The following is a 23476-nucleotide window of genomic DNA, read 5'->3' as shown; positions in this document are numbered from 1 at the left end:
CAAGCTCTTCCACATCGACCTCAACGGCCAGTCCGGCATCAAGTACGACCAGGACCTCCGTTTCGGCGCCGGTGACCTGCGTTCCGCCTTCTGGCTGGTCGACCTTCTGGAGAGCGCCGGCTACGAGGGCCCGCGCCACTTCGACTTCAAGCCGCCGCGGACCGAGGACTTCGACGGCGTGTGGGCCTCCGCGGCCGGCTGCATGCGCAACTACCTGATCCTCAAGGAGCGGGCCGCCGCCTTCCGTGCCGACCCGGAGGTCCAGGAGGCGCTGCGTGCCGCGCGCCTGGACCAGCTGGCGCAGCCCACCGCGGCCGACGGCCTGCAGGCGCTGCTCGCCGACCGCACCGCCTTCGAGGACTTCGACGTCGACGCGGCCGCCGCGCGCGGCATGGCCTTCGAGCGCCTCGACCAGCTCGCCATGGACCACCTCCTCGGCGCCCGCTGACCCCCGGGCCACCTGGCCCGTGCTCTGCGCCGCGCGCGCCGGGCACGGGGGTCAGCCACCCCCACGGGCGCGCGTCCGCCGGAACCGCGCCCAGGGCCCCGGGTCCGTTCCCTCTCCTCTCCGCCGGACACACTGGAGTCCGCCGGAGCCGGCACCCCTCCCACGCAAGGGCACCACCGTGACAGCACACCTCCCGAACGGGGCACGTCCCGGACGCCGGCGGGTCCGCCGACGCGTTCTCGTCCCGCTCACCGTCGCCTCCGCGCTCGTCGGCACCGTCGCGCTGACCGGCTGCGGCCAGTCCCGCGACCCCGACGTGTACACCGTCCTGAACTCGTCGACGGACGACTCGTACCACAGCTGGGACGCGGCGACTCTCGAACGCTGCAGCAAGCAGCTCGGCGTCACCATCCAGCAGCAGTCGGTCCCGGCCGACCAGGTCATGACCAAGTCGCTGCGGATGGCGTCCTCGAAGTCACTTCCGGACATCGTCCAGTTCGACGGCTCCGAGATGCCGACCTTCGCGGAGACCGGAGGTCTGATGGACCTGAAGAAGCTGGGCGTCGACACCACCGACGTACCGCAGGGCATCATCGACTACGGCTCCTACAAGGGCACGTATTACGGCGCGGCGCGCACGGTGAACACCCTCGCGCTCTTCTACAACAAGGACATCCTCGAGAAGGCCGGTCTCAAGGTGCCCACCACCTGGGACGAGATGCGCGAGACGGCCAAGAAGCTCACCCAGGGCCACCAGTACGGCATCGCCCTGAGCGCCGGCGGTGCCGAGGACGGCGTCTACCAGTTCACGCCGTTCATGTGGTCCAACGGCGGTGACGAGACCGACCTCGGCAGCCGGCAGGTGGTCCAGGCGCTGGACTACTGGAAGTCGCTGCTCTCCGACGGCTCGCTGTCCAAGTCGACGATCAACTGGACGCAGGCCGACGTCAACGATCAATTCATGGCCGGAAATGCCGCCATGATGATCAACGGCCCCTGGCAGGTCGAGACCCTCAACACCAAGAAGAGCCTGCACTGGGGCATTGCGCAGATCCCCGTTCCCAGGGCCGGGGACAACTCCGTGGGCCCGCTGGGCGGCGGTGAGCTGACCGTCCCGGACATCGGCGACACCACGCGCGAGAAGACGTCCGCGAAGATCGTCAACTGCATGACGAGCGAGCAGGAGGAGGTGACCTACGCGCTCAACAGCTGGATGATCCCGGCCAACCAGAAGGCGGCCGCCACCTGGCGCAAGAAGGTCCCGTCACTCAGCTCGCTGGCCGACCAGGTCGCGGTGGCGCGTTCGCGCACCGCCAAGGTCGGCTCCGGCTGGACCTCGATCTCCCTCGCCCTGCAGAGCGCGTTCCAGTCCGCGCTCACCGGGCAGCCCAGCGAGTCCGCGCTGAAGCACGCGCAGGCGCGCGTCGAGAGCGGGAAGTGAGGTAACGACGATGTCCACCACCACTGCTGTTCCCGCCCCCGCGGCCGCCGGCACCACCGCCGGAGTCGCCCCCGAACCGGTCCGCACCCGCCGGCGCCGCACGCTCGCGCAGTGGGGCTTCGTGGCCCCCGCCGTGCTGTTCATGCTGCTGTTCTTCGGCTACCCGCTCGTCCGCAACATCGTGATGAGTTTCCAGCACTACACGCCGTCGACCTTCTTCACCGGCAAGGCCCCCTTCAACGGCCTGGACAACTGGCGCAAGGTCTTCGGCGAAGACCTGTTCGGCAAGGCCCTGTGGCAGACGATCGTCTTCACCATCGGCTCGCTGATCGGGCAGTTCAGCATCGGTCTGGGCCTGGCGGTGTTCTTCAACCGCAGGTTCCCTCTCAACGGCGTGCTGCGCGCGCTGATCCTGCTGCCCTGGCTCGTGCCCATGGTCGTCTCCGGCATCGTCTGGCGGCGCATCCTGGATCAGGACACCGGTGTGCTGAACTCCTTCCTCGGGCTGTTCGGCATCGGCCACACCCCGTGGCTGACCAGCACCCATGTGGCGCTGCTCGCCGTGATCCTGGTGAACATCTGGATCGGCATCCCCTTCAACATGGTGATCCTCTACGGCGGCCTCCAGGAGATCCCGCGCGAGGTGTACGAGGCCGCCTCGCTCGACGGCGCCTCTGCCTGGCGCACCTTCCGCTCGATCACACTGCCGCTGCTGAAGCCGGTCATCACGGTCGTGCTCGTGCTGGGCTTCATGTCCACGGTCAAGATCCTCGACCTGGTCCTCGCGCTCACCGACGGCGGCCCCGCCGACTCCACGCAGACCCTGGGCACGCTGACGTACCAGAGCTCCTTCGTCCAGCTGGACTTCGGGGCCGGCGCCGTGGTCGGCAACATCCTGATCCTGATCTCCGCCGTGTTCGCGGTGTTCTACCTGCGGGCCAACCGCAACGAGGGGAAGTGACCGGCATGGCGACCACCACTCCCGCCGCCCCGGCCGCCGGCAAGCCGAAGCGCCGTTGGGGCACGACGATCGTCGGCATCCTCATCCTGTGTGTGATGCTGTTCCCGTTGTACTGGATGATCAACACCGCGCTGCAGCCCGAGTCCGGTCTGCTGGAGGTGGACCCGGTCCCGCACAGCCTGGACCTGTCCGGCTTCTCCTCGGCCCTGACAGAGCAGGGCGGCCATCTGCTGACCTCGCTCGCGGTGGCGCTCGGCGCCGTCGTGATCTGCCTGGCGTTCTCCGCACCGGCCGCCTACGGCCTCGCGCAGTTCAAGTTGCGCGGCGCCAAGACCGTGGTGTTCGGCACCCTGATCACGCAGATGGTCCCGGGCATCGTCATAGCCAACGCGCTGTACAGCGCGTACGTGGACCTCGGCCTGGTCAACTCGTACTTCGGTCTGATGCTCGCCGACGCCTCGCTGGGCATCCCGTTCGCCATCGTGCTGATGCGGTCCTTCATGGTGGCCATCCCGCGCGAGGTCATCGAGGCGGCCGAGGTGGACGGAGCCGGCCGGCTGCGCACCTTCGTCCAGGTCGTGCTGCCGATGAGCCGCAACTCGCTGATCACCGCCGGGCTGTTCTCCTTCCTGTACGCGTGGAGCGACTTCATGTTCGCGCTCACCCTGAACACCACCGACCACGTCAAGCCGATCACCCTGGGCATCTACCAGTACATCGGCGCGCACGTCGGCGACTGGAGTGCGGTCATGGCCGCCTCCGTGCTCTCCGCGATCCCCGCGGCGGTGCTGCTCGTGCTCGCGCAGAAGTACATCGCCGCCGGCATCACCGGCGGTTCCGTCAAGTGACCACCTCACACCTGGAACAGGTTCGCATGATGAGTGGCTTCCCCGGATTCCCCTCCGGCTTCGTCTTCGGCGCCGCCACCGCCTCGTACCAGATCGAGGGCGCCGCCCGGGAGGACGGCCGCGGCCCCTCCATCTGGGACACCTACAGCCACACGCCCGGTCTGGTGGTGAACGGCGACACCGGTGACGTGGCCTGCGACCACTACCACCGCTACCCCGAGGACGTGGCGCTGCTGCGCGACCTGGGCGTGGACTCGTACCGGTTCTCCATCGCCTGGCCGCGGATCGTGCCCGACGGCAGCGGCCCGGTGAACCCCAAGGGCCTCGACTTCTACTCCCGGCTGGTGGACGAACTGCTGGAGGCGGGCATCGAGCCGGCCGCCACCCTGTACCACTGGGACCTGCCGCAGACGCTGGAGGACCGTGGCGGCTGGCGGGTGCGCGAGACGGCGGAGCGGTTCGCCGAGTACACGGCCGTGGTGGCCGAGCACCTGGGCGACCGGGTGCCGCGCTGGATCACCCTCAACGAGCCCTGGTGCAGCGCGTTCCTCGGCTACTCCATCGGCCGGCACGCGCCGGGCGCCAGGGAGGGCCGTCCTGCGCTGGCCGCCGTGCACCACCTGCTGGTCGGGCACGGCCTCGCCGTGCAGGCGCTGCGGTCGGCCGGGGTACGCGAGGTCGGGATCACCCTCAACCTCGACCGCAACCTGCCCGCCACCGAATCGGCGGCCGACCTCGCGGCCGTGGTCCGCGCGGACACCCAGCACAACCTGGTGTGGACCGAGCCGATCCTGGCGGGCCGCTACGCGGTGACCGAGGAGGACACCTTCGGCGAGCTGATCACCGGAGCGGACTTCCGCCAGGACGGCGACCTGGAGCTGATCTCGCAGCCGCTGGACTTCCTCGGCATCAACTACTACCGGCCGATCGTGGTCGCCGACGCCCCGCTGCGCGAGGCCGACCCGGGGAAGCGGGTGGCGACCGACAACCGGTACGAGGAGGTCCGGATGCCGGGCGTCCGGGAGACCGCGATGGGGTGGGCGGTCGCGCCGGACACCCTCACCGATCTGCTGGTGGCCCTGAAGAAGCAGTACGGCGACGCCCTGCCTCCGATCCACATCACCGAGAACGGCTCCGCCGAGCACGACGCCGTGAGCGAGGACGGCGCGGTGCACGACACCGACCGGGTCGAGTACCTGCGCGGTCACTTGACCGCGCTGCGCGCTGCGATCGACGCCGGTGTCGACGTCCGGGGCTACTACGTGTGGTCGCTGCTGGACAACTTCGAGTGGGCCTTCGGCTACGACAAGCGGTTCGGGATCGTCCGGGTCGACTACGACACCCAGGTCCGCACCCCGAAGGACAGCTACCACTGGTACCGGTCGATGATCGCCGCCCAGCGCGGCTGACGGCATGTGGCGGAGGAGGGGGTGGCGGCAGGTGTGCCGCCACCCCCTCCTCCGCGTCCGCGGCTCGCACCCCGCGGCGGGCGCCGGCCGGCGTGTGAGCACCCTTCTCCAGCACAGGCCGGAAGCACGTCACTCCACTGGTGGCGCAACTGCCCGGCCGTTCGCTTCGACGGATCCCACGGCAGGTCCACGCCCAACACGGTCTCGGTGGCCGTTGGCCGTGACGGTCGCACGGCGGGGCTGAGGACTCATGGAGGAGACTTCGTGACATTTCCTCTCGGCACGGGGGCTCGGGCTGTAGCCCTGGCCGCGTGACCCGATGGGTAAAAGGTTCACACCGTGGGCCCGGTCGGGTCGACCTCCGGCGACTGCTCCGGCTGCTCGCCTTCTGCTGCCGACGGTCACTGGAGATCGGCGACGATCTCGGCGTCACCTCTGCGTCCGCCCATGCCAGGGTGTCCGGTCACCCCGGCGATTCCGTCTCATCGCTGTGCGTCTCCGGCCTCCTTCGTGCGGGGTCGGTGAGGCGACGGTGGACTTCGAAGGCGTTGCGTTCCACCTGGTTCCACAGCAGCTTGCCGTCCTCGCGCACGCCCCACACCGCCGTCCCGCACATCTCGATCGGCGCACCGTCGGGTTCGGTCCCCAGCGCTCCGTTGTTGGTGCCGGTGATGCGCCACAGGGAGGCGACCCGCGTGCCGTCGTGGTTCTCGAACGACTCGATGACCTCGAACTCGAGATTGTCGATGGCGCCGCCGAACTCCTTCGCCCACTCCTTGAACGCGGCGCGTGACTCGACGCGCACCCCGCCCGTGACGAGGACGAAGTCCTCCACCACGAGGTCGTCGATCGCGTCGTAGTTCTGCGGTGCCTCCCAGACCTGCGCCCAGAAGTTGTGCACGGCGTCGACGCCGGAGCGCTTCGTCATGCTGCCTGGTCCTCTCTCGTCGTCCCGTCGCCCGAGGCTGGTGACTCGGTCGAGCCCAAGCTACACCAGATTGGCGACAATTCGAGTTTTGATTGTCGCCAATACAATCCATGATTGTCGCCAATCTGATTGACAATGTCGCGGGGGCGGACCTAGCGTCGCTGTTGACCAGGCCGGAAGCTGTCGAAGGAGCCGGGATCCGCTGTGAAGCGTGAAGACGTCGAAGCCAGGCTGCGGGAGCGCGTGCTGCGCGGGGACCTCGCTCCGGGGGACCGGCTGCCGGAGGTGCAGCTGGCCGAGGAGCTGGGGACGTCGCGGTTCGCGGTCAGGTCCGCACTGCAGTCCCTGGAGTCCCGCGGCCTCGTCGAGCGCGTCCCCAACGCGGGGGCGGTCGTGGCCCGGCTCGGCTACAACCGCCTGCAGGAGATCTACGACGTCCTCGAACTCCTCGAGGGCCTCGCGGCGCGGCTCGCGGCGCAGAAATCCACACCGGCCGACTGGGCGGAACTGCGGGCGAGGTTCGCCGAGGGCGGCGGTCTCGACGAAGCCGCCGAGAACGGTGACGTCGACGTGTTCCTCGCGGCGATCGACGACTACCGCGACACCGTCATCCGCCTGGCCGACCAGGGCTTTCTCGCCGAGATGCTGGCCGGTGTGCGGGACCAGTCGCATCTCCTGCGGCGCCGCATCCTGATGTCGCCGGGCCGGATGGAGCAGAGCCTCGCCGAGCACCGTCTGATCATCGACGCGCTCGTGCGCGGCGACGCCGAGGGCGCCGAGCAGCTCAAACGCCACAACATGCAGACCGCGCGCAAGCAGCTGAGCCGGTACCGGGACTTCCTGGTCTGACGCCGCCGCGACCACGCGCGCATCCCGTGATCTCTCAGAAGGAACCATCGTGTCGCACGACCACACCGCGCGCAGGGCCGCCCTGAAAGGGCTCCTTGGACGTACCCGGCTCGGACGTCCCGGCGCACACGATCGACGAGTACGCGGTGGCCGGCGCCGACGTGATCCTGCTCTGGTACACGCTCCTCGGCGCCGCGTCCAAGGGCGTGACCGACGTCCTCAGCGTCCTGCGCGCCCGCAATGACGTCGCCGCGGTCAAGGACCTGGTGACGGACCAGCGCGCCTTCGAAGGCCTCATGGGCTACGACGAGTTCGAGCGGCGCAGCGCGCGCTACGCGACGGCGCCCACCGCGTCGTAGACGAACCGACACCCGCAGGGAAAGGAGGCGCCATGAGCGCCACCGCCGGAGACGGCGCACGCAGGTCATCGGGAGAGGGGACCGCAGCCGTCCTCTACGAAGGCGCCCGGGTGATCGTGGGCGACGGCGAGACCGTCATCGACGACGCCGGACTCGTCGTCCGCGACGGCCTGATCGAATGGATCGGGCCCAGGGACGCCATCAGCCCCGACCCCACACGGCAGACGGTCTCGCTGGCGGGCAGGACCGTGATGCCCGCCCTCGTCAATCCGCACGGGCACATCGGTTACTGGAAGGGGGCCGCGGCGGACGCCGGGAACTTCTCCGCCGACAACGTCATCGACCACCTCCGCCGGCTCGCCTACTACGGCGTCAGCGTGTTCCAGTCCCTCGGCACCGACCGGGACGACACCGAGATCCGGGTACGCGACCGGCAGCGCAAGGGCGAACTCGACGACGAAGACCTCGCGACCCTCCACACCGCCGGAGCGGGAATCGTCGCCCCCACACCGGGATCCGGCAACGGCGGCCCCTTCTTCGCGGCCGACGCGGTCCACGAGGCAACGAGCCCCGAGGACGCACGCCGGCACGTGCGCGCGCTGGCGGCGAAGCACGTCGACGCCGTCAAGTTCTGGCTCGACGACCGGCACGGCACCGAGGCCAGGCTCGAGCCGGACGTCTACCGGGCGATCGTCGACGAGGCTCACCGCCACGGACTCAAGGCGGCCGCCCACATCTACACGGTGGACGACGCCAAGGAGGCGATCCGAGCGGGCGCCGACATCCTGGCGCACCTGCCCCGCACCCCCGCTCCCGACGAGGAGCTCATCACCCTGCTCACCACCCACGACGTGGCGGTCTTCACGTCGATGAGCATCCAGCGCCCGGACGGCGACAGCTGGCTCGACGATCCGGCCCTTGCCGACCTCGTGACCCCGGAGGCGATCGCTGACCTGCGCAGCCGGATCAGGGCGAACGCACCGCAGCCGCTGTTCGACACGCTCGAGGCGTACCAGCGCATGCAGAGCACGCTGCGGACCTTCGCCGACGCCGGCGTACGTCTCGTGTTCTCCGCGGACACCGGTCTGCTCACCCAGTTCCCGGGCTTCGCCGAGCACCGCGAGCTGGAGGCACTGGCCGCGGCGGGACTGCCGCCGCTCACCGTCCTCCAGAGCGCCACACAGCGCTCCGCGACCCTGCTCGGTCTCACCGACCGCGGCACCCTCGAAGAGGGCAGGCGGGCCGACTTCGTCGTCCTGGCGGGAGACCCCCTGCGGGACATCACGAACACGCGCCGGATCGAGTCCGTCCACTTCAAGGGCCGGCCGGTCGACCGGTCCCGCATCCGCGAGCGGGTGCGCGAGGCCGCACGGCATGAGAGCGGGGCCGGCAGGAACCCTGCGGCAAAGGAGTAGCCGTCCGTGCTGCGCGGACGCCCGCCTCAGCCCATGGTGGTGGTGCGGCATATTCCGTCGGTACGGCCCACAGCCGCAGCCGCGCAAGGCGACGATCCGGCCCGGCGCTGTGCCTACGACGTCTCTGACCTGGAGTCCGACATGACCACACCGCGGGACCTCCTGATCGCCACGCTGGACGCCGCCCCCCACCCGCCCGTCGAGCAGGGCGACCTCTCGCTCGCCCTCGCCGGGGCCGAACTCCTCGACCTCCTCGACGCCGAGGCGCTCACCCTGGACGGCGACAGCATCGTGCCCCGCCTGCAGCCGGCCCTCGGCGACCCTCAGCTCGACGCTGCCGCCACGGCGCTGAAGCGGCAGGCGCCGTACGAGTCCGTCGAGGACTGGCTGTGGCGGCGCGGCCGTGGCCTGTACGCGGCCTATTTCGCCGGCCTGGAGAAGGACGGACTGGTCACGCGGCAGCGCCACCCGAGGTTCGCGATCCGCACCGCCCGCACGGAACTGGTCGACTCGCCGGACCGGCGCCGGGCCGCCGAGCGGTGGGAGTCGGACGAGCCCGTCCTCGCCGCCCTCGCGGCCGCCCTCGGCATCCACGACGAGCCCGCCGAGGACTTCGCGGACCGCGTCGGCGACACCGTCGTCACCGTGGTGGCCGCCGTGAACGACGCGGTGATGGAACTCGAGGCCACCCGCCAGCGCCGCAACATCGAGGAGGCGGCCTTCGACAACGTCTGGCGCGCTCCCTGACGGGGCTGGCGCTCGCTGACCGGGGCGCACGGCCTCAGCGGCTGTCCCGAGGGCCGTCCCGCCATCACCAGGCTCTCCCTGCGGTCGGCGTTCCCCGACAAGCACGCGGGTCGACCCGGTGCTCCGCCGGGTGGAGGCGGTGCGCGACCGCGACGTGGACCTGCCGATCCGCATCGGCCTCCCCGGCCCCGCCGGCGTACTCCGGCTGCTGTGCGACGCCGCCCGTTTCGGCGTCGGCACCAGCGCCTTCATCGCCCGCAACCACGGTTCCTCGCCGACCGACCTCATGGGTACGGCCGGCCCGGACCGGTCTCCGCGCGAGCCGGCCCGGGAGTACGACCACGGGCTCCACGGCGAGCTGAAGGTGGACTTCCACACGTTCGGCGGGCTGCACACCACGGCACAGTGGGCGGCCCGGTTCCGGGACGAGCCCGGCCGCCAGATTTTCGACGACCGGGCCCTCCGGGAACAGCCCGGCGACGCGGTGCGGGCCCGCCGTGTCGGGCAAACCGGGGGAGCCAATCTGGTGATCTCCCCGGCGTGTTCCTCACCGGGCCGGTCGTCCGGGACCTGATCGGCGATCTTCCGCTCCCGCTCGGCGCCGCAGGTCACGAGGGGTCTACCGTGCTCGTGGGCCTGAACGGGCTGCGGCTGCTGCATGGGCCCGCGCGGCGATCCGGGGAGGCCCAGGACAGCCGACCTTGATGTCGGATTCCCGCCAGCCCCGGGCCGGCCCATGGCCGATGCTGGACGCATGCAGACAGGGATGCACTCCGACCGGGAACGCTGTGTGCGCGCCGTGCAGTCCAAGGACGCCCGCTTCGACGGCTGGTTCTACACCGCCGTCCTGACCACCCGCATCTACTGCCGGCCCAGCTGCCCGGTCGTACCGCCGAAGGCCGAGAACATGACGTTCTACCCGAGCGCGGCGGCCTGCCAGCAGGCCGGATTCCGGGCCTGCAAGCGCTGCCGCCCCGACACCAGCCCCGGCTCCCCGGAGTGGAACCACCGCGCCGACCTGGTGGCCCGCGCGATGCGGCTGATCGGCGACGGCGTGGTGGACCGCGAGGGCGTGCCCGGCCTCGCCACCCGGCTCGGCTACAGCACCCGCCAGGTCGAACGCCAGCTGCTCGCCGAGCTGGGCGCGGGCCCGCTCGCGCTCGCCCGCGCCCAGCGCGCGCAGACAGCCCGGCTCCTGGTGGAGACGACGCCGCTGCCGATGGCGGAGATCGCCTTCGCCGCCGGTTTCTCCTCGATCCGCACGTTCAACGACACCGTCCGCGAGGTCTTCGCCCTCTCCCCGAGCGAGTTGCGGACCCGCGTGCCCAAGAAGGACGCCCCGAACACCCCGGGTGCGCTGTCCCTACGCCTTCCGTTCCGCGCCCCGCTCAACCCGGACAACCTCTTCGGCCACCTCGCGGCGACCGCCGTACCGGGCGTGGAGGAGTGGCGCGACGGGGCGTACCGGCGCACGCTCCGCCTGCCGTACGGCCACGGCATCGTGGCCCTCACCCCCCGGCCCGACCACATCGCCTGCCGTCTCACCCTCAGCGACCTGCGCGATCTGCCCGTCGCCATCAGCCGCTGCCGCCGACTGCTCGACCTGGACGCCGACCCGGTCGCGGTCGACGACCAGCTGCGCACGGACCCGTTCCTCGCGCCCCTGGTCGACAAGGCGCCGGGGCGCCGGGTGCCACGCACGGTCGACGAGGCCGAGTTCGCGGTACGTGCCGTCCTCGGACAGCAGGTCTCCACGGCCGCCGCCCGCACCCACGCCGCCCGTCTGGTCCTCACGCACGGCACCCCGGTCGACGACCCCGGGGGCGGCCTCACCCATCTCTTCCCGAGCCCCGAGGTGCTGTCGGTCCTCGACCCCGAATCCCTGGCGATGCCCCGCACCCGCCGCACCACCTTCACCACACTCGTCAGCCAACTGGCCGAAGGATCACTTCACCTGGGAGTCGAGAGCGACTGGGCGGAAACCCGCTCCCGGCTCCTGGCCCTCCCCGGCTTCGGTCCCTGGACGGCCGACGTCATCGCGATGCGCGCCCTCGGCGACCCCGACGCCTTCCTTCCCACGGACCTCGGCATCCGCCGCGCCGCCAAGGATCTGGGTCTGCCGTCCACGCCCGCCGCGCTGACAGCACGGGCGGCGGCCTGGCAGCCATGGCGGGCGTACGCCGTCCAGTACCTGTGGGCGACGGACAGCCACCCGATCAACTTCCTACCGGTGTAAGGACATCCCGTGAAACAGCACACCGTGATCGACAGCCCGTACGGCCCGCTCACCCTCGTCGCCGACGACGGCATCCTGTGCGGCCTCTATATGACCGAACATCGCCACCGCCCGCCGGAGGAGACCTTCGGCACCCGCGACGACTCGCTCTTCGCCGAGACCGAGGACCAGCTGTCCGCCTATTTCGCAGGCGAGTTGAAGGAGTTCACCCTCGAACTCCGCCTGCACGGCACTCCGTTCCAGCGAACCGTCTGGGAGCAGCTGACCCGCATCCCGTACGGCGAGACGTGCACGTACGGCGAACTCGCCGACGCCCTCGGCAACCCCAAGGCGTCCCGCGCGGTCGGCCTCGCCAACGGCCGCAACCCGGTCAGCATCATCGTCCCCTGTCACCGGGTCGTCGGCTCCGACGGCAGCCTCACCGGCTACGGCGGTGGCCTCGACCGTAAGCGCCGCCTGCTGGACTTCGAGAGGGGAACGGCGCTGTTCTAGCCTTCGCTTCGCCAACGGCTCGCCTGCGTTCTGGGCGGCCCTGGGCCCGAAGTGTGATCCAACACACCATCACTGGCCGATGACTTGAGCCGGGTCCGCCGGTCGTACGAGCGACGAGTCGACCACAGACAGACGGGACACCGCCGACATGACTGATACCACCAAGGGCCCTGCCAGCTACTTCCCCTCCATCGAGAAGAAGTACGGTCGCCCGATAACGGAGTGGAAGGACCTCATCCGCTCCTCGCGGCTGACCAAGCACATGGAGCTCGTGAACTGGCTCAAGGCCGAGCACGGTCTGGGCCACGGCCACGCCAACGCCCTTGTCGCACATACCCTCTCGGAGGCCCGCGGCAAGTAAGGGCCCACGATGTCACAAGCTTCTCGGTCCCGGGACCCCGCCGCCACAGCCCGTTCGGCCCGCGATAGCCGGGGATCCCGGAGTCACAAGGCATCGGTAGAAGTCACACGCGACATCTTCGGCGGTACGCGGGAATCATCCTGACCAGCACTAGGCCATTGAAGATGGTGGTGATGAGACCGGCGAGGAAGAGAGGCGCTTTGCTTCATCTGCGACTTGGCGTAGTCAGCTTCGACCACTACCGCTGGGACCTCCCCGACGTCATCGAAGTGCATTTTCAGATGGTATGGAGCAGCGCCCGCAGGCTTAGTAAGACAATGCTCAACAAGACCAGTGTTGCCAGGGAACAGCCAGTTATATGCTGTGCTTTTTCGATCCGGTCTTTCGGGAGAGGTGGACCGTATTTCCGCAGACGCGGAATCACCGTGAGTACCCAGAAAACCAGCGCTACGAGAGCCAGCGGTGAAACGACCACGAGCATGATCACATAGCCGGTCGGGCTATTTTCGACATAGATCTCAGCAAGCATGCGCGGAAAGTAGCACGATCCTGACGTTGAAGAAAGGGGCCGACGGGAGGTTCCACCTGCCGACCGTACGCCGTTCCTCGCTGCTCGTTCTCCCAGACTCTTTGTTCTGCGAGCCTCGGACGATTTCGACATTCCAGCACATGGCCAGCGCGTGACCGGTTGGGCGGACACCGAATGACTAAGTGTGTAACGATTGCAGACAGAGGGCATTGATAGCTTGCCTGGTAGCCGGCCGTCGGATGACCTGTAGGCCGATTTCGAGGACAACGTGCCGGACGCTGAGGCGGACACGGTGAACGAGTGTCAGGCCACCCGCCGAGCGCGGCTGTCCGGTGACCGGTCGCATGCTGGCCGATCATTACGGAGTGTCCGAAAGGACCGGCCGCACGTACCTTGCAATGACCGTATGGCAGAGATAGCCCCATGCTCGCTGCCTTACTGGTGGCCGGGTATGGGGTTGTCAATGCTTCTAGGTCACTCCCAAATGCTTCTGCACGAAGTCATCGTCATAATCTTCGTCGCCATTCATCATGAAGATCGCGCGACCCTGGTTGATTTCCGATGCGGTTTGCGATGCTGCGCAGCCTCCACAGAGATCCCCTTCACCGCAGTATTCATCAAAATCAGGGTCTCCGTTGAACTCGGAGTTGTACTCGTTTCGCGCGTCTTCGATTCGAATGTTTTTCCACACTCGACACATTTCGCCATGCCGGTATGTCACCCGCTGCATGAGTGGCGGCCCGGGTGGAGGGCTCTTCGTGTTGGCGGCTGAAAATGGACGCCTTTTGCTGGCTGACGTAGACCGGTCACGTGACTCGTGGTGATCTGACCGATGCCGAGTGGGAGTTGATCGAGCCGCACCTGCCGCTGGGGCGTTCGGACCGATCCCTGACCTGTGCAGCTACTTCAACGCGGTGATGTGGCGGTTCCGTACCGGCAGTCCCTGGCGGGATGTGCCGGAGAGCTACGGCTCCTGGTCGACGATCTACGACCGGTTCCGGATGTGGGCACGTGACGAAGTCTTCCAGGCCCTCATGGACGCGGTGATCGCCGAGGCGGCGGTTCGCGACGATGTCGATCTGATCCTGGTGAGCGTGATCACCAGCCCGCCCAGGCCTTTTCCCTGACATGTGATTTCAACTCAGAACAGGCCCTAGCTAGCGAGCGGTGTCCGGGCTCAGGCGGCGTAGGAGCGTCGGCAGGGCGGTGGCGATGGGTTCGCGGATGATCTCGTCGGCGCGGTCGTCGTACGGGGTGGGTTCGGCGTTGACGATGATCAGGCGGGCGCCGTTGTCGGCGGCGACGCCGGCCAGCCCCGCGGCGGGCTGCACCTGAAGGCTGCTGCCGACGGCGATGAACACGGTGCAGGCCTTGGTGATGGACAGCGCCTCGCCGAGGACGACCGGGTCGAGCCGCTCGCCGAACATCACGGTGGCCGACTTGAGGATGCCTCCGCATTCCAGGCACGGGGGATCTTCCTCACCGGCCTCGACCCGGGCGATCGCGTCCTCCATCGGCCCGCGGGTGTGACACTTCGTACAAGCGAAACTACGTACAGTGCCGTGCAGTTCGAGCACCTTGCGGGCGGGCATCCCGGCGAGCTGGTGCAGCCCGTCCACGTTCTGGGTGATCACCCGCACCGGCGTACCCGACTGCTCCAGCTCGGCGACGGCCCGGTGCGCCGCGTTCGGCTCGGCCCTCAGCGTCCGGTTCTTGCGCCGCATCTGCCACGACCGCCGCCGGATCTCCGGATCACCCATGTAGAACTCGTACGTCACAAGCTTCTCGGCCCCGGGATCCCGCCGCCACAGCCCGTTCGGCCCGCGATAGTCGGGGATCCCGGAGTCGGTGGAGATGCCGGCACCACTGAGTATGGCGACGAGGGGTCTGTTCATGGGCCGAGAGTAAGACGACGGTTCGTTCGTGGCGAGCGGGTATCGGGGGCGTCCGGATTACACTCGGAGGAGGAGCGGATCTGAACCTGCCAGGAGCTTGTCGGCCGGCCTCGGCGGGAACCCTGTGCCGCGCCGAAGCCGTTCCAGCGCCCAGGCATGACATCTGTCATCCCCGGGACGTGCCCCGAAGCACTGCAGGGTCTGCTGCCGCTCCTCGTAGGCTCCACATCATGTTCAAATCTCGCAAAGCCGGACGAGATGACTCCTGGGAAGGCGTCGTCATCGACAAGTCGCGGGGCATGCTCGACGGCTCGAACATGTACCACTTCGTCGAAGTCCGCCTTGCCGACGGCGAGTCTGCGAAGGTCCGCATCAGCCGCCGGCTCTGGAAGTCGATCGCGGCCGGCGATCGGATCGTCAAGCGGCCGGGCGCCGACCCGGCCAAGGGTTAGCCCTTTCAGCCAGGCGCGGTCCACTCGCCATCCGGCCCGCCGCAGTCCACCGACCCCGCCGACCAGGTCAGGCGACCCGGTTTCCGTTCTCGAGTTCGGCCGTTCCCGAGCCCTCCGCCAGGACGTCCAGGGCGGCCAGGACGCGGCGGCCCAGGGCGCCGGGCAGACGGTCGGTGATCTCCTCGCGGGGAACCAGGCGCCAGGAGAGGAGTTCCTCCTCCTGCAGCCGGATCGAGCGCAGCTCGTCGTCCGAGAGGACGCCGCCGTCGTACAGGTAGGCCACCAGCGGCGGCTGGCCCGGTCCGTGCACCCAGTCCACCGCGAGCAGCCGGCCGAGTTCGACGTCGAGGCCGATCTCCTCGGCCGTCTCCCGGCACGCCCCCTGGCGCGGGGTCTCCCCGTCGTCGGACTCGATCGTGCCGCCCGGAAGCCCCCATCCCTCACGGTAGTTGGGCTCGACGAGCAACACCCGCCCCTCGGCGTCACGGAGCAGGGCGGCGGCACCGGCGAGGACGCGGGGCAGGCCCGCGATGTAGGTGGCGAAGTCTTGAGTCGTGGTCACTCCGGAAGGTTGACGTGCTCCCTGGCTTAAAGTCCAGGGTTTCCGGCCTGGGTCGTCTGACCCTTCCGGTGGCTTCCTGCTTCACTGCGCTGTGCGGGCAGGTGTGCCCGTCTTACCGGCGCTCCACAGGCGTTTAGCGTCTGCGCCTGTCCGGCGGCGACGATACGGCGTCCTTCGAAGAGGACGTTGCGGGCTGCGTTGTGGTCGCGGTCATGCAGTGCCGCACTCACCGCACGCCCACTCACGGACGTGGAGAGGCTTCGGGCCGTCCCGGAATCCGCAGGCCGAGCAGAGCTGAGAGGAGGGGAAGGCCCGGTCCACCTTGGCGAAGGTGCGGCCGTGCTTGATGGCCTTGTACTCCAGCATGCCGACAAACGCGGACCATCCCGCGTCGTGCACGGACTTGGCAAGACGGGTACGGCCGAGGCCGGACACCGCGAGGTCTTCCACATACACCGCTTGATTGTCGCGAATGATCTGCGTGGATGCCTTGTGGTGGAAGTCCCGGCGCCGGTCCGCCACACGTGCGTGCTGGCGTGCAACCTTGATACGGGCCTTGGCCCGGTTCTTCGATCCCTTGGCCTTGCGGGACAACTCCCGCTGCAGGCGTTTGAGTTTCTTCTCGGCCCTGCGCAGGAAGCGCGGGCTGTCGATTTTCCGGCCGTCGGACAGGACGGCGAAGGCGGAGAGGCCGAGGTCGATACCGGCCTCCGCTTCCAGCTCGGGCAGGATGTCCGGTTCGGTGTCGACAACGAAGCTGAAGAAGTACCGGCCACAGCTGTCCTTGGTGACGGTCAGGGACGTCGGGGCTGCCGGAAGCCGACGCGACCATGTGACCTTGAGGTTGCCGACCTTGGCCACGTACACCGTGCCGTTGCCCTGGAGGGAGAAGGCGTTGGTGGTGAGGCGGATCGACTGCCGGGTGTCCTTCTTCGACTTGTACCGGGGCGGAGCGACCTTCCGGCCCTGCCGCTTGCCCTGGAGACTGTCGAAAGAAGTTCTTGTAGGCGGTATCGAGGTCCCGCAGGGACTGTTGCAGGACGACCGCCGACACGTCGGCGAGCCAGGCGCGCTCGGCGGTGCGCTTGGCCTGGGTGATGCGCAGCCGGGACAGCTCGGCCGACTTCACGTACGGCAGCCCTGCCGCGTGTGCTTCCTTCCGGTCGCGCAGGCAGTCGTTCCACACCACGCGGGCGCACCCGAACGCCTTCGCCAGCGCACGGCGCTGGGAGGCGTCCGGGTAGGCCCGGTAGTTGTAGCGGAGCTGCATGACCCAAGACCCTACGACGCTTGGTCTCATGGATGGGGGCGTGGCAGACACGTGGTTTCGGCGATGCACGTGCACTTGGTCTTCGTGACGAAGTACCGGCGCGGAGTGTTCGACGACGAGATGCTGACGCGCTGCGAAGAGATCATGCGCAAGGTGTGCGAGGACTTCGAAGCGGAGCTGAAGGAGTTCAACGGCGAACGCGATCACGTCCACCTCCTGGTGCACTACCCGCCCAAGGTCGCCGTCTCCAAGCTGGTCAACAGCCTCAAGGCCCTCCGCGTACTGCAACACCGACACCAGGGCCGGCCCGCGGAGAGATCGCGGGCCGGCCCTGCCGGGGAAAGGCCACCGCGAAGTCATCGTCCCTGAACACCGGACCGAGCACTTCCCCGATCCGGATGGCCAAAGTCCCCTTGGGAAACGAGGCCCGCACGACCCGAGCCGTCAACTCAGGCACCCCGTCATCCGACCGCGACTCCAGCGACATCCCGCTCTCCCCTCCCGCCAACGACCATAGCCATCAGCAAGACGAACGACACAGCCCTGCTCGAATCACGCCTTTCCCAACGGAGTCGTGAACGCCGGGGCTTTCTGCAAGGAACCCGGTAACCAGCCTGCGCAGCCGCTCCTCCGACACACTGCCCGGCTCCGCGAAGTGACAGATCAGGCTCAGCCAGGGCGCCTCCTCTATCGCCAGTCGCACGTACGACACCTCGAAGGCGCTGACCGCCGGATGGTCGTATCGGCGTAACGGCGGAGTCCTTCGCGGACTCGCCCGTCCCGGTCGGCTAGGCCTCCGCCCCCACCAGACGCAGGGTGCGTTCCGCGAGGTCGCTGATCCGTACCCCGTCGAAACCGAACACGGCGCTGCGGACCGTGTCCTCCAGCGGGTCCTTCCACTGAGCCGGGATGGCGGCGGCACCGGTCAGGACCCCGGCCACCGAGCCCGCCGTCGCGCCGTTGGAGTCGGTGTCGAGGCCGCCGCGGACGGTGAGCGCGACGGTCCGGGTGAAGTCGCCGTCGCCGTACAGCAGTCCCGCCGTGAGCACCGCGACGTTCGGGATCGTGTGGATCCAGCCGAGCCCGGCGGTCTCCTCCGACACCGTGGACAGGGTGTCCTCCCAGGTCATGCGGGTGTCGTGGAGCGAGACGACCCGGCGCACGGTACGGGCCAGCCGGCTGCTGGCCGGAACCACCGTGAGCGCCGTGTCGACGGCGTGCCGCACGGTCGGGGCCGTGAACGCCGCCGAGACCAGCGCCGCCGCCCACATCGCCCCGTACACACCGTTGCCGGTGTGGGACAGCACTGCGTCCCGGCGGGCCAGGGCGGCGGCGCGGTGCGGGTCGTCCGGGCGGGTCCAGCCGTAGACGTCGGCGCGGATCAGGGCGCCGATCCACTCCTGGTACGGGTTCTCGTACGTCGCCGTCAGTGGCGGTTTCATCCCGTTCGCGAGGTTGCGGTAAGCCGCCCGCTCCGCCGTGAAGGTCTGCAGATACGGCAGGCGCAGCAGCCACAGGTCGCCGACCTGCTCGGTGCTGAAGTCGAAGCCGTGGGTCTCGAGGAGGTGCAGGCCGAGGATCGCGTAGTCCACGTCGTCGTCGCGGCAGCTGCCGTGGATGCGGCCGCGGACGCACTGGCGCCACTCCGGGCGCAGCTCGAGACCGTCGGCCTCGGTGGCTGGCTCGGGGAGGTAGTCGGTGAGCGGCAGGGCGGCGGCCTGCCGCAGATAGCGGTCGATACGGTCGCGCGTCCACAGGTCGCCCTGCTCGACCGGCTTGCCGAGCATGTTGCCCGCGATCCGGCCCAGCCAGCCCCCGAGGATGCGGTCGGCGAGCTCCGGCTCGGAGGCCACAGGGGTCATGTAGTTGGTCTACCCGCTATCGGGGGCTCGGCACAGGGGGTTGCCGGGAGGTTCCCGGGGGTCGGTCGGTGCATGACGACGGAGGTGCGCTGCGGTTAAAGTCGCAGCGGCGCGACTGGCCCTGACGTGCGCGGGGCCCGGAGAGCGAGGGGAATGCAAGTGGCGGACGCTGCAGTGGACGGCACCCGGCGGGTGCTCATCGCCGCGGACAAGTTCAAGGGCTCGCTGACGGCCGTGCAGGTCGCCGAGCGGGTGACGGCCGGATTGCGCCGTGTCGTGCCGGATCTCGAGGTGGAGTCGCTGCCGGTCGCGGACGGCGGCGACGGAACCGTGGCCGCGGCCGTGGCCGCCGGGTTCGAACGGCGGGAGGTCCGGGTCGCGGGGCCACTCGGCCAGGAGGTGACCGCCGCGTTCGCGCTGCGCGGCGACACAGCGGTCGTGGAGATGGCGGAGGCGAGCGGACTGCAACGGCTGCCGGCCGGGGTCTTCGCGCCGCTCACGGCGACGACGTACGGCTCCGGGGAACTGCTGCGCGCCGCGCTGGACGCGGGGGCGCGGACCATCGTGTTCGGCGTCGGCGGCAGCGCCACGACGGACGGTGGGGCCGGGATGCTGTCCGCGCTCGGGGCGCGGCTCCTGGACGCGGACGGGGAGCCGGTGCCGCCGGGGGGCGGCGGGCTGGCGTCGCTGGCCCGGGCCGATCTGTCCGGCCTCGATCCTCGACTCTCCTCGGTCGATCTCGTCCTCGCGAGCGACGTCGACAATCCGCTGACCGGGCCGAAGGGCGCGCCGGCGGTGTACGGCCCGCAGAAGGGCGCCTCGCCGGACGACGTCGCAACGCTGGACGCGGCGCTGGCGCACTTCGCGGAGGTGCTGGCGACGGCCGTCGGACCACGTGCGGCGCAGTACGCGGAGTCACCGGGGGCGGGTGCGGCCGGTGGCATCGGCTACGGCGCACTGCTCCTCGGCGCCCGCTTCCGGGCCGGGATCGAGGTCATGCTCGACGTCCTGGGCTTCGCGCCCGCGCTGGAACGGGCGTCGCTGGTGATCACGGGCGAGGGCTCACTGGACGAGCAGACACTGCACGGGAAGGCACCGGCTGGGGTGGCCGCGGCCGCGCGTGCCGCTGGCAAGGAGGTCGTGGCGGTGTGCGGCCGCCTCGCCCTGCCGCCGGAGGCACTGGGCCGGGCCGGGATCCGCCGCGCCTACCCGCTGACCGATGCCGAGCCGGACGTGGCGAAGTGCATCGCCGAGGCCGGGCCGATCCTGGAGCGGGTGGCGGAGCGGATCGGGTGGGATTTCCTGCACTGAGGACGGTCTAGTCCAGCGGGATCAGCTCGCCGTTCGCGTCGCGGTAGTAGCTGCCGCTCGTGAGACCCCACACCTTGTACTTGTTCAGGAGCCAGTGCTTGGAGATCTCGTGCAGGACCTCGGCGGGGCGCTCCCAGACCATGGAGTGTCCCGCGCCCTCCAGCTGGAACATCAGCTTGTGCTGTCCGGCGATGGCCGCGTAGAGCGCGGGGACGGAAAAGCGCTGGTCGTCGGGGACCGGGATGGTCGCGGGGGTGTTGGCCGTCTTGTCCAGTTCGCCGTGGACGAGGACCACGGGCACCCGGTCGCCGAGCACGTGGGTGTGCGGCGGGTTCTCGAACGGCACGGTCTGGTTGTTCCAGCCTCAGAAGTAGGAGTTGCGGTACCGGTGGATGCCCTCGAAGACGCCCGGTGACAGCTGGGGCCCCCAGGTGCTGCCGACGGGGTCGTTCGCCATCATGGCGGCCCACGCCCTGCCCACCATGTCGGGATCCCGCTGGAACACGCTGCCCTGCTCGCTGTCCCACGCCCTCGTGAAGTTCAGCTTGCTGTTGACGTGCATGGGGACTCGAAGACGGCGGGGGGCAGGGAAACGGGCAGGATCGTGTTCGGGGGCAGGCCGAAGGGGTCCGAGACGCTCCCCGACCACCGGCCCAGCGGCGTGAAGATCGGAGCGAGCAGGAACAGGCTCTTGACGTCCTCGGGGTGCTGGAGGGTGTACGGCCCCATGACCGGCCCGGCGGCGGACCAGCCGATGAAGTCGATCGGCGTGGTCATGTTGGGTTGCGCCTTGATGAAGGCGATCACGGTGGCAAGTTCCGCCCACTCGCTCCCGGAGCTGCCCAGTTGGTGAGGGTACAGAGGGGGACCGGTGTACGGCTCTGGCAGGGGGTTGGGGGTGAGCACGCTCCGCTGCGCCGGGTTGGCGTTGCGGGGCTCGTCCATCTTCGGACGCGGGGACCGGCCGTTGCCCTGGAGATCCATGAGGAACACGTCGTAGTGGTGCGAGGCCAGCTTCCGCGCCCAGCTGTACGTGATGTCGTCTCCGGGGCCGGTGAGGTCGTACCCGGCGAGCACCGGCACGCTCCTGCCGTGCAGCATCAGCACGGGGGGGGGAGCGGGGCTGGTTGCCCTGGGTGCCGTCGTACTCCCGGACGAAGAGGTGCACGGAGTCGCCCTCGTTCGCCGGGATGGTCGAGATGTGCGGGACGAGGTGGTCCTTGGGGGTGAGTCCGGGCATGGCTGTCCTCCGATCCGTGAGAGGGGGCGATCCCCATCCCCGAATGGGAACAAATCCCCCTGATGGGTACGTCCATTCCACCGTCCTCCCGTCCCTCGCTCTCGGTAAACCGGCTCGAACCAGGGGTAGTTGACGGGTCAAAGGAAAACCGCGTACGCCCTTGAACGCGAAACGGGTGTGGCCCGAGCCTTCGAGGCTCGGGCCACACCCGTCGGCGGTGTGACGAGGGTCAGGGCAACTGCGCCGCCCTCGCCTCCCGGCGATTGTCGCGGAAGTTGTTCACCCGTCGTGCGGTGGCGAACAGCGGAATCACCGCGCCCATCACCAGCTGCAGCGCGCAACCGGTCTGCAGCAGCAGCTGACCGCTCGGCGCGTCGAAGGCCCACGCCGCCAGCAGCCCCATCGACAGGACGATCCAGGCGAGCACACCCCCGGCGAGACGCCCCCGCGGCTTCGGGTACTCCACCCGGCTCACCATCAGCCACGCCGTACCCAGGATCGCCAGCAGCGTCGCCACGAACGGCAGCTCGAGCAGCACGATGGAGACCACCGTCAGCGCGCCGAAGGGCGAGGGCATGCCCTGGAACATGCCGTCCTTGATCGTCACGCACGAGAACCGCGCCAGCCGCAGGACCACGGCCAGGAGCACCACGATCGCCCCCAGCGCCGCCATTCTCTGGTGCGCGTCGTCCGCCACCATGCCGTACACGAGGACGAAGTACGCCGGAGCCAGACCGAAGCTGATCAGGTCCGAGAGGTTGTCCAGTTCCGCGCCCATGGGGGAGGAGCGGAGCTTGCGTGCCACCAGGCCGTCGAACAGGTCGAAGACCGCGGCGCAGAGCATCAGGATGACCGCCGTGGCCGCGCTGTGGCGGGCCATGCCGGTCTCCTGGTCGCCGGTGAGGTGCGGGATCAGGATGCCGGTGGTGGTGAAGTACACCGCCATGAAGCCGCACGTGGCGTTGCCGAGCGTGAGGGTGTCCGCTATCGAGAGGCGGAGAGAGAGCGGCATCTCCTCCTCTTCGTCGGCGTCGTCGGCCTCGGGCACCCAGCCCGCCTGAGTCTCCGGATCAATCACGGTCAATGCGAGTCACCCCAGCCACGGTCTTCTGGCCGACCTCGACCGCGACCTCCACGCCCTCGGGCAGATAGAGGTCGACACGCGAGCCGAAGCGGATCAGACCGATCCGGTCGCCCTGCTCGACCTTCGTGCCCCGCGGGACGTAGGGGACGATGCGGCGGGCCACCGCGCCGGCGATCTGGATCATCTCGATGTCGCCGAGTTCGGTGTCGAAATGCCAGACTACGCGCTCGTTGTTCTCGCTCTCCTTGTTGAAGGCGGGGACGAAGCCTCCAGGGATGTGCTCGACCGACGTGACCTCGCCGGAGAGCGGGGCACGGTTCACGTGGACGTTGAGCGGGCTCATGAAGATCGCGACGCGGGTGCGCCCGTCCTTCCACGGCATGATGCTCTGCACCACACCGTCGGCGGGCGAGATGACCCGGCCCCGGGCGATCTCGCGCTCGGGGTCGCGGAAGAACCACAGCATGCCCGCCGCGAGCGCGGTGGCGGGCACGGCCACGGCCTTGGCGGCGCCGGAGCGGCGAGCGCGGACCAGGCTGAGGGCTGCGGTGGCGACGGTCGGGAGGAGCCACGGCGATGCTCCGCGCGCGAGGCGTAGGCCTGCTCGGCTGTCGCTTGGTGCAGAGGTTTGGCTGTGGGGCATGGATGACCTTCGTAGCGGATGATGCCGCGCGGTGAACGGGGACGGCGGCTTTCCCGGGATCGTACCGGTCGCGGGCTACAACTGGGCAAGCCAGGAAGCCGAGTCGGCGGCTGAAGACCGCCTACGGGGTGTGA

Annotated in this window: 27 protein-coding genes and 2 pseudogenes; 17 read left to right on the top strand and 12 right to left on the bottom strand. The window is 69.2% G+C overall.

The genetic code is table 11. The features are described from left to right. The 5 genes from IEZ19_RS25165 to IEZ19_RS25145 all read left to right on the top strand — a co-directional run. Positions 1-448, top strand: a 448-nt coding sequence (locus IEZ19_RS25165) for an apurinic/apyrimidinic endonuclease family protein (protein WP_506005002.1), incomplete at its 5' end; no start/stop codon positions are given. A 178-nt stretch (positions 449-626) separates the two neighbouring features. Then, positions 627-1889, top strand: coding sequence for a sugar ABC transporter substrate-binding protein (locus tag IEZ19_RS25160; RefSeq protein ID WP_189313552.1), 1263 nt, complete (start codon positions 627-629; stop codon positions 1887-1889). 10 nt (positions 1890-1899) lie between these two features. Beyond that, positions 1900-2850, top strand: coding sequence for a carbohydrate ABC transporter permease (locus IEZ19_RS25155; RefSeq protein ID WP_189313551.1), 951 nt, complete (start codon positions 1900-1902; stop codon positions 2848-2850). A gap of 5 nt (positions 2851-2855) precedes the next feature. Next, positions 2856-3698, top strand: coding sequence for a carbohydrate ABC transporter permease (locus IEZ19_RS25150; RefSeq protein ID WP_189313550.1), 843 nt, complete (start codon positions 2856-2858; stop codon positions 3696-3698). 29 nt (positions 3699-3727) lie between these two features. Then, a complete protein-coding gene (locus IEZ19_RS25145; protein ID WP_189313564.1) occupies positions 3728-5107 on the top strand; it encodes a GH1 family beta-glucosidase in 1380 nt (459 codons plus the stop codon). Positions 5108-5570: 463 nt separating this feature from the next. On the opposite strand, the gene IEZ19_RS25140 is transcribed toward IEZ19_RS25145, so the two are convergent. Beyond that, positions 5571-6035, bottom strand: a complete 465-nt coding sequence (locus IEZ19_RS25140) for an ester cyclase (protein ID WP_189313549.1) — start codon at positions 6033-6035, stop codon at positions 5571-5573. A gap of 204 nt (positions 6036-6239) precedes the next feature. Here IEZ19_RS25140 and IEZ19_RS25135 point away from each other — a divergent pair, with 204 nt between their 5' ends. The 8 genes from IEZ19_RS25135 (at position 6240) to IEZ19_RS25100 (ending at position 12494) form a co-directional block, all read left to right on the top strand. Further along, positions 6240-6884 carry a GntR family transcriptional regulator gene (locus IEZ19_RS25135; protein WP_189313548.1) on the top strand — a complete coding sequence of 215 codons (645 nt, stop codon included), beginning with the start codon at positions 6240-6242 and terminating at the stop codon, positions 6882-6884. Positions 6885-6979: 95 nt separating this feature from the next. After that, entirely contained in the window at positions 6980-7243 is a 264-nt protein-coding gene (locus IEZ19_RS25130; RefSeq protein WP_189313547.1) for a hypothetical protein, read from the top strand. Positions 7244-7275: 32 nt separating this feature from the next. Further along, positions 7276-8658: an amidohydrolase family protein gene (locus IEZ19_RS25125; RefSeq protein ID WP_189313546.1), complete on the top strand. Its 1383-nt coding sequence runs from the start codon at positions 7276-7278 to the stop codon at positions 8656-8658. 141 nt (positions 8659-8799) lie between these two features. Further along, positions 8800-9405, top strand: coding sequence for a GPP34 family phosphoprotein (locus tag IEZ19_RS25120; RefSeq protein ID WP_189313563.1), 606 nt, complete (start codon positions 8800-8802; stop codon positions 9403-9405). A 139-nt stretch (positions 9406-9544) separates the two neighbouring features. After that, positions 9545-9979 (top strand): hypothetical protein, encoded by a 435-nt coding sequence (locus tag IEZ19_RS53560; protein ID WP_189313545.1) that lies wholly within the window; start codon positions 9545-9547, stop codon positions 9977-9979. Positions 9980-10159: 180 nt separating this feature from the next. Then, positions 10160-11641 carry an AlkA N-terminal domain-containing protein gene (locus IEZ19_RS25110; RefSeq protein ID WP_308428999.1) on the top strand — a complete coding sequence of 494 codons (1482 nt, stop codon included), beginning with the start codon at positions 10160-10162 and terminating at the stop codon, positions 11639-11641. Positions 11642-11650: 9 nt separating this feature from the next. Beyond that, positions 11651-12133 (top strand): methylated-DNA--[protein]-cysteine S-methyltransferase, encoded by a 483-nt coding sequence (locus tag IEZ19_RS25105; protein WP_189313544.1) that lies wholly within the window; start codon positions 11651-11653, stop codon positions 12131-12133. Between the two features lie 148 nt (positions 12134-12281). Beyond that, positions 12282-12494: a DUF4287 domain-containing protein gene (locus IEZ19_RS25100; protein WP_189313543.1), complete on the top strand. Its 213-nt coding sequence runs from the start codon at positions 12282-12284 to the stop codon at positions 12492-12494. 277 nt (positions 12495-12771) lie between these two features. On the opposite strand, the gene IEZ19_RS25095 is transcribed toward IEZ19_RS25100, so the two are convergent. Beyond that, entirely contained in the window at positions 12772-13023 is a 252-nt protein-coding gene (locus IEZ19_RS25095) for a hypothetical protein (protein WP_189313542.1), read from the bottom strand. 469 nt (positions 13024-13492) lie between these two features. Further along, complete coding sequence (locus tag IEZ19_RS25090) at positions 13493-13744, bottom strand: hypothetical protein (RefSeq protein WP_189313541.1); 252 nt, start codon at positions 13742-13744, stop codon at positions 13493-13495. 118 nt (positions 13745-13862) lie between these two features. Between IEZ19_RS25090 and IEZ19_RS53555 the strand changes: the two genes are divergently transcribed. Then, a complete protein-coding gene (locus IEZ19_RS53555) occupies positions 13863-14150 on the top strand; it encodes a transposase (RefSeq protein WP_189313540.1) in 288 nt (95 codons plus the stop codon). Positions 14151-14180: 30 nt separating this feature from the next. On the opposite strand, the gene IEZ19_RS25080 is transcribed toward IEZ19_RS53555, so the two are convergent. After that, on the bottom strand, positions 14181-14918 hold the full coding sequence (locus IEZ19_RS25080; protein WP_189313539.1) for an SIR2 family NAD-dependent protein deacylase: 738 nt from the start codon (positions 14916-14918) through the stop codon (positions 14181-14183). 230 nt (positions 14919-15148) lie between these two features. Between IEZ19_RS25080 and IEZ19_RS25075 the strand changes: the two genes are divergently transcribed. Then, a complete protein-coding gene (locus IEZ19_RS25075) occupies positions 15149-15370 on the top strand; it encodes a DUF7489 domain-containing protein (protein WP_189313565.1) in 222 nt (73 codons plus the stop codon). Positions 15371-15437: 67 nt separating this feature from the next. Here IEZ19_RS25075 and IEZ19_RS25070 read toward each other — a convergent pair whose 3' ends face one another. Together IEZ19_RS25070 and IEZ19_RS25065 are read right to left on the bottom strand one after the other, a co-directional pair. After that, positions 15438-15932 carry an NUDIX domain-containing protein gene (locus IEZ19_RS25070; RefSeq protein ID WP_189313538.1) on the bottom strand — a complete coding sequence of 165 codons (495 nt, stop codon included), beginning with the start codon at positions 15930-15932 and terminating at the stop codon, positions 15438-15440. Positions 15933-15958: 26 nt separating this feature from the next. Next, positions 15959-17202: pseudogene (locus tag IEZ19_RS25065) on the bottom strand (RNA-guided endonuclease InsQ/TnpB family protein). Between the two features lie 63 nt (positions 17203-17265). Here IEZ19_RS25065 and tnpA point away from each other — a divergent pair. After that, a pseudogene (gene tnpA, locus IEZ19_RS25060) lies at positions 17266-17478 on the top strand (IS200/IS605 family transposase); the annotation flags it as partial. A gap of 512 nt (positions 17479-17990) precedes the next feature. Here the strand turns inward: tnpA and IEZ19_RS25055 are convergent. Further along, positions 17991-19064, bottom strand: coding sequence for an ADP-ribosylglycohydrolase family protein (locus IEZ19_RS25055; protein WP_189313537.1), 1074 nt, complete (start codon positions 19062-19064; stop codon positions 17991-17993). A 192-nt stretch (positions 19065-19256) separates the two neighbouring features. Here IEZ19_RS25055 and IEZ19_RS25050 point away from each other — a divergent pair, with 192 nt between their 5' ends. After that, positions 19257-20375, top strand: a complete 1119-nt coding sequence (locus IEZ19_RS25050; RefSeq protein ID WP_189313561.1) for a glycerate kinase — start codon at positions 19257-19259, stop codon at positions 20373-20375. Between the two features lie 7 nt (positions 20376-20382). Here the strand turns inward: IEZ19_RS25050 and IEZ19_RS50970 are convergent, their stop codons facing one another. The 5 genes from IEZ19_RS50970 to IEZ19_RS25035 all read right to left on the bottom strand — a co-directional run bounded on the left by IEZ19_RS50970 (position 20383) and on the right by IEZ19_RS25035 (position 23342). After that, on the bottom strand, positions 20383-20721 hold the full coding sequence (locus tag IEZ19_RS50970; protein WP_229840711.1) for a hypothetical protein: 339 nt from the start codon (positions 20719-20721) through the stop codon (positions 20383-20385). A gap of 18 nt (positions 20722-20739) precedes the next feature. Beyond that, positions 20740-20937 carry a hypothetical protein gene (locus IEZ19_RS50965; protein ID WP_229840710.1) on the bottom strand — a complete coding sequence of 66 codons (198 nt, stop codon included), beginning with the start codon at positions 20935-20937 and terminating at the stop codon, positions 20740-20742. Beyond that, positions 20916-21476: an alpha/beta fold hydrolase gene (locus IEZ19_RS50960; RefSeq protein WP_229840707.1), complete on the bottom strand. Its 561-nt coding sequence runs from the start codon at positions 21474-21476 to the stop codon at positions 20916-20918. The genes IEZ19_RS50965 and IEZ19_RS50960 overlap by 22 nt, the downstream gene beginning before the upstream one ends. A gap of 368 nt (positions 21477-21844) precedes the next feature. After that, positions 21845-22663, bottom strand: a complete 819-nt coding sequence (gene pssA, locus IEZ19_RS25040; RefSeq protein WP_189313560.1) for a CDP-diacylglycerol--serine O-phosphatidyltransferase — start codon at positions 22661-22663, stop codon at positions 21845-21847. Positions 22664-22685: 22 nt separating this feature from the next. After that, positions 22686-23342: a phosphatidylserine decarboxylase gene (locus IEZ19_RS25035; protein WP_189313536.1), complete on the bottom strand. Its 657-nt coding sequence runs from the start codon at positions 23340-23342 to the stop codon at positions 22686-22688. Positions 23343-23476 lie beyond the last annotated feature (134 nt).

This window comes from Streptomyces brasiliensis (genome assembly GCF_014647875.1).
Classification (GTDB): Bacteria; Actinomycetota; Actinomycetes; order Streptomycetales; family Streptomycetaceae; genus Streptomyces; species Streptomyces brasiliensis.
The sequence above is the reverse complement of the archived record's forward strand: the minus strand, read 5'-3'. Positions and strand labels throughout refer to the sequence as shown.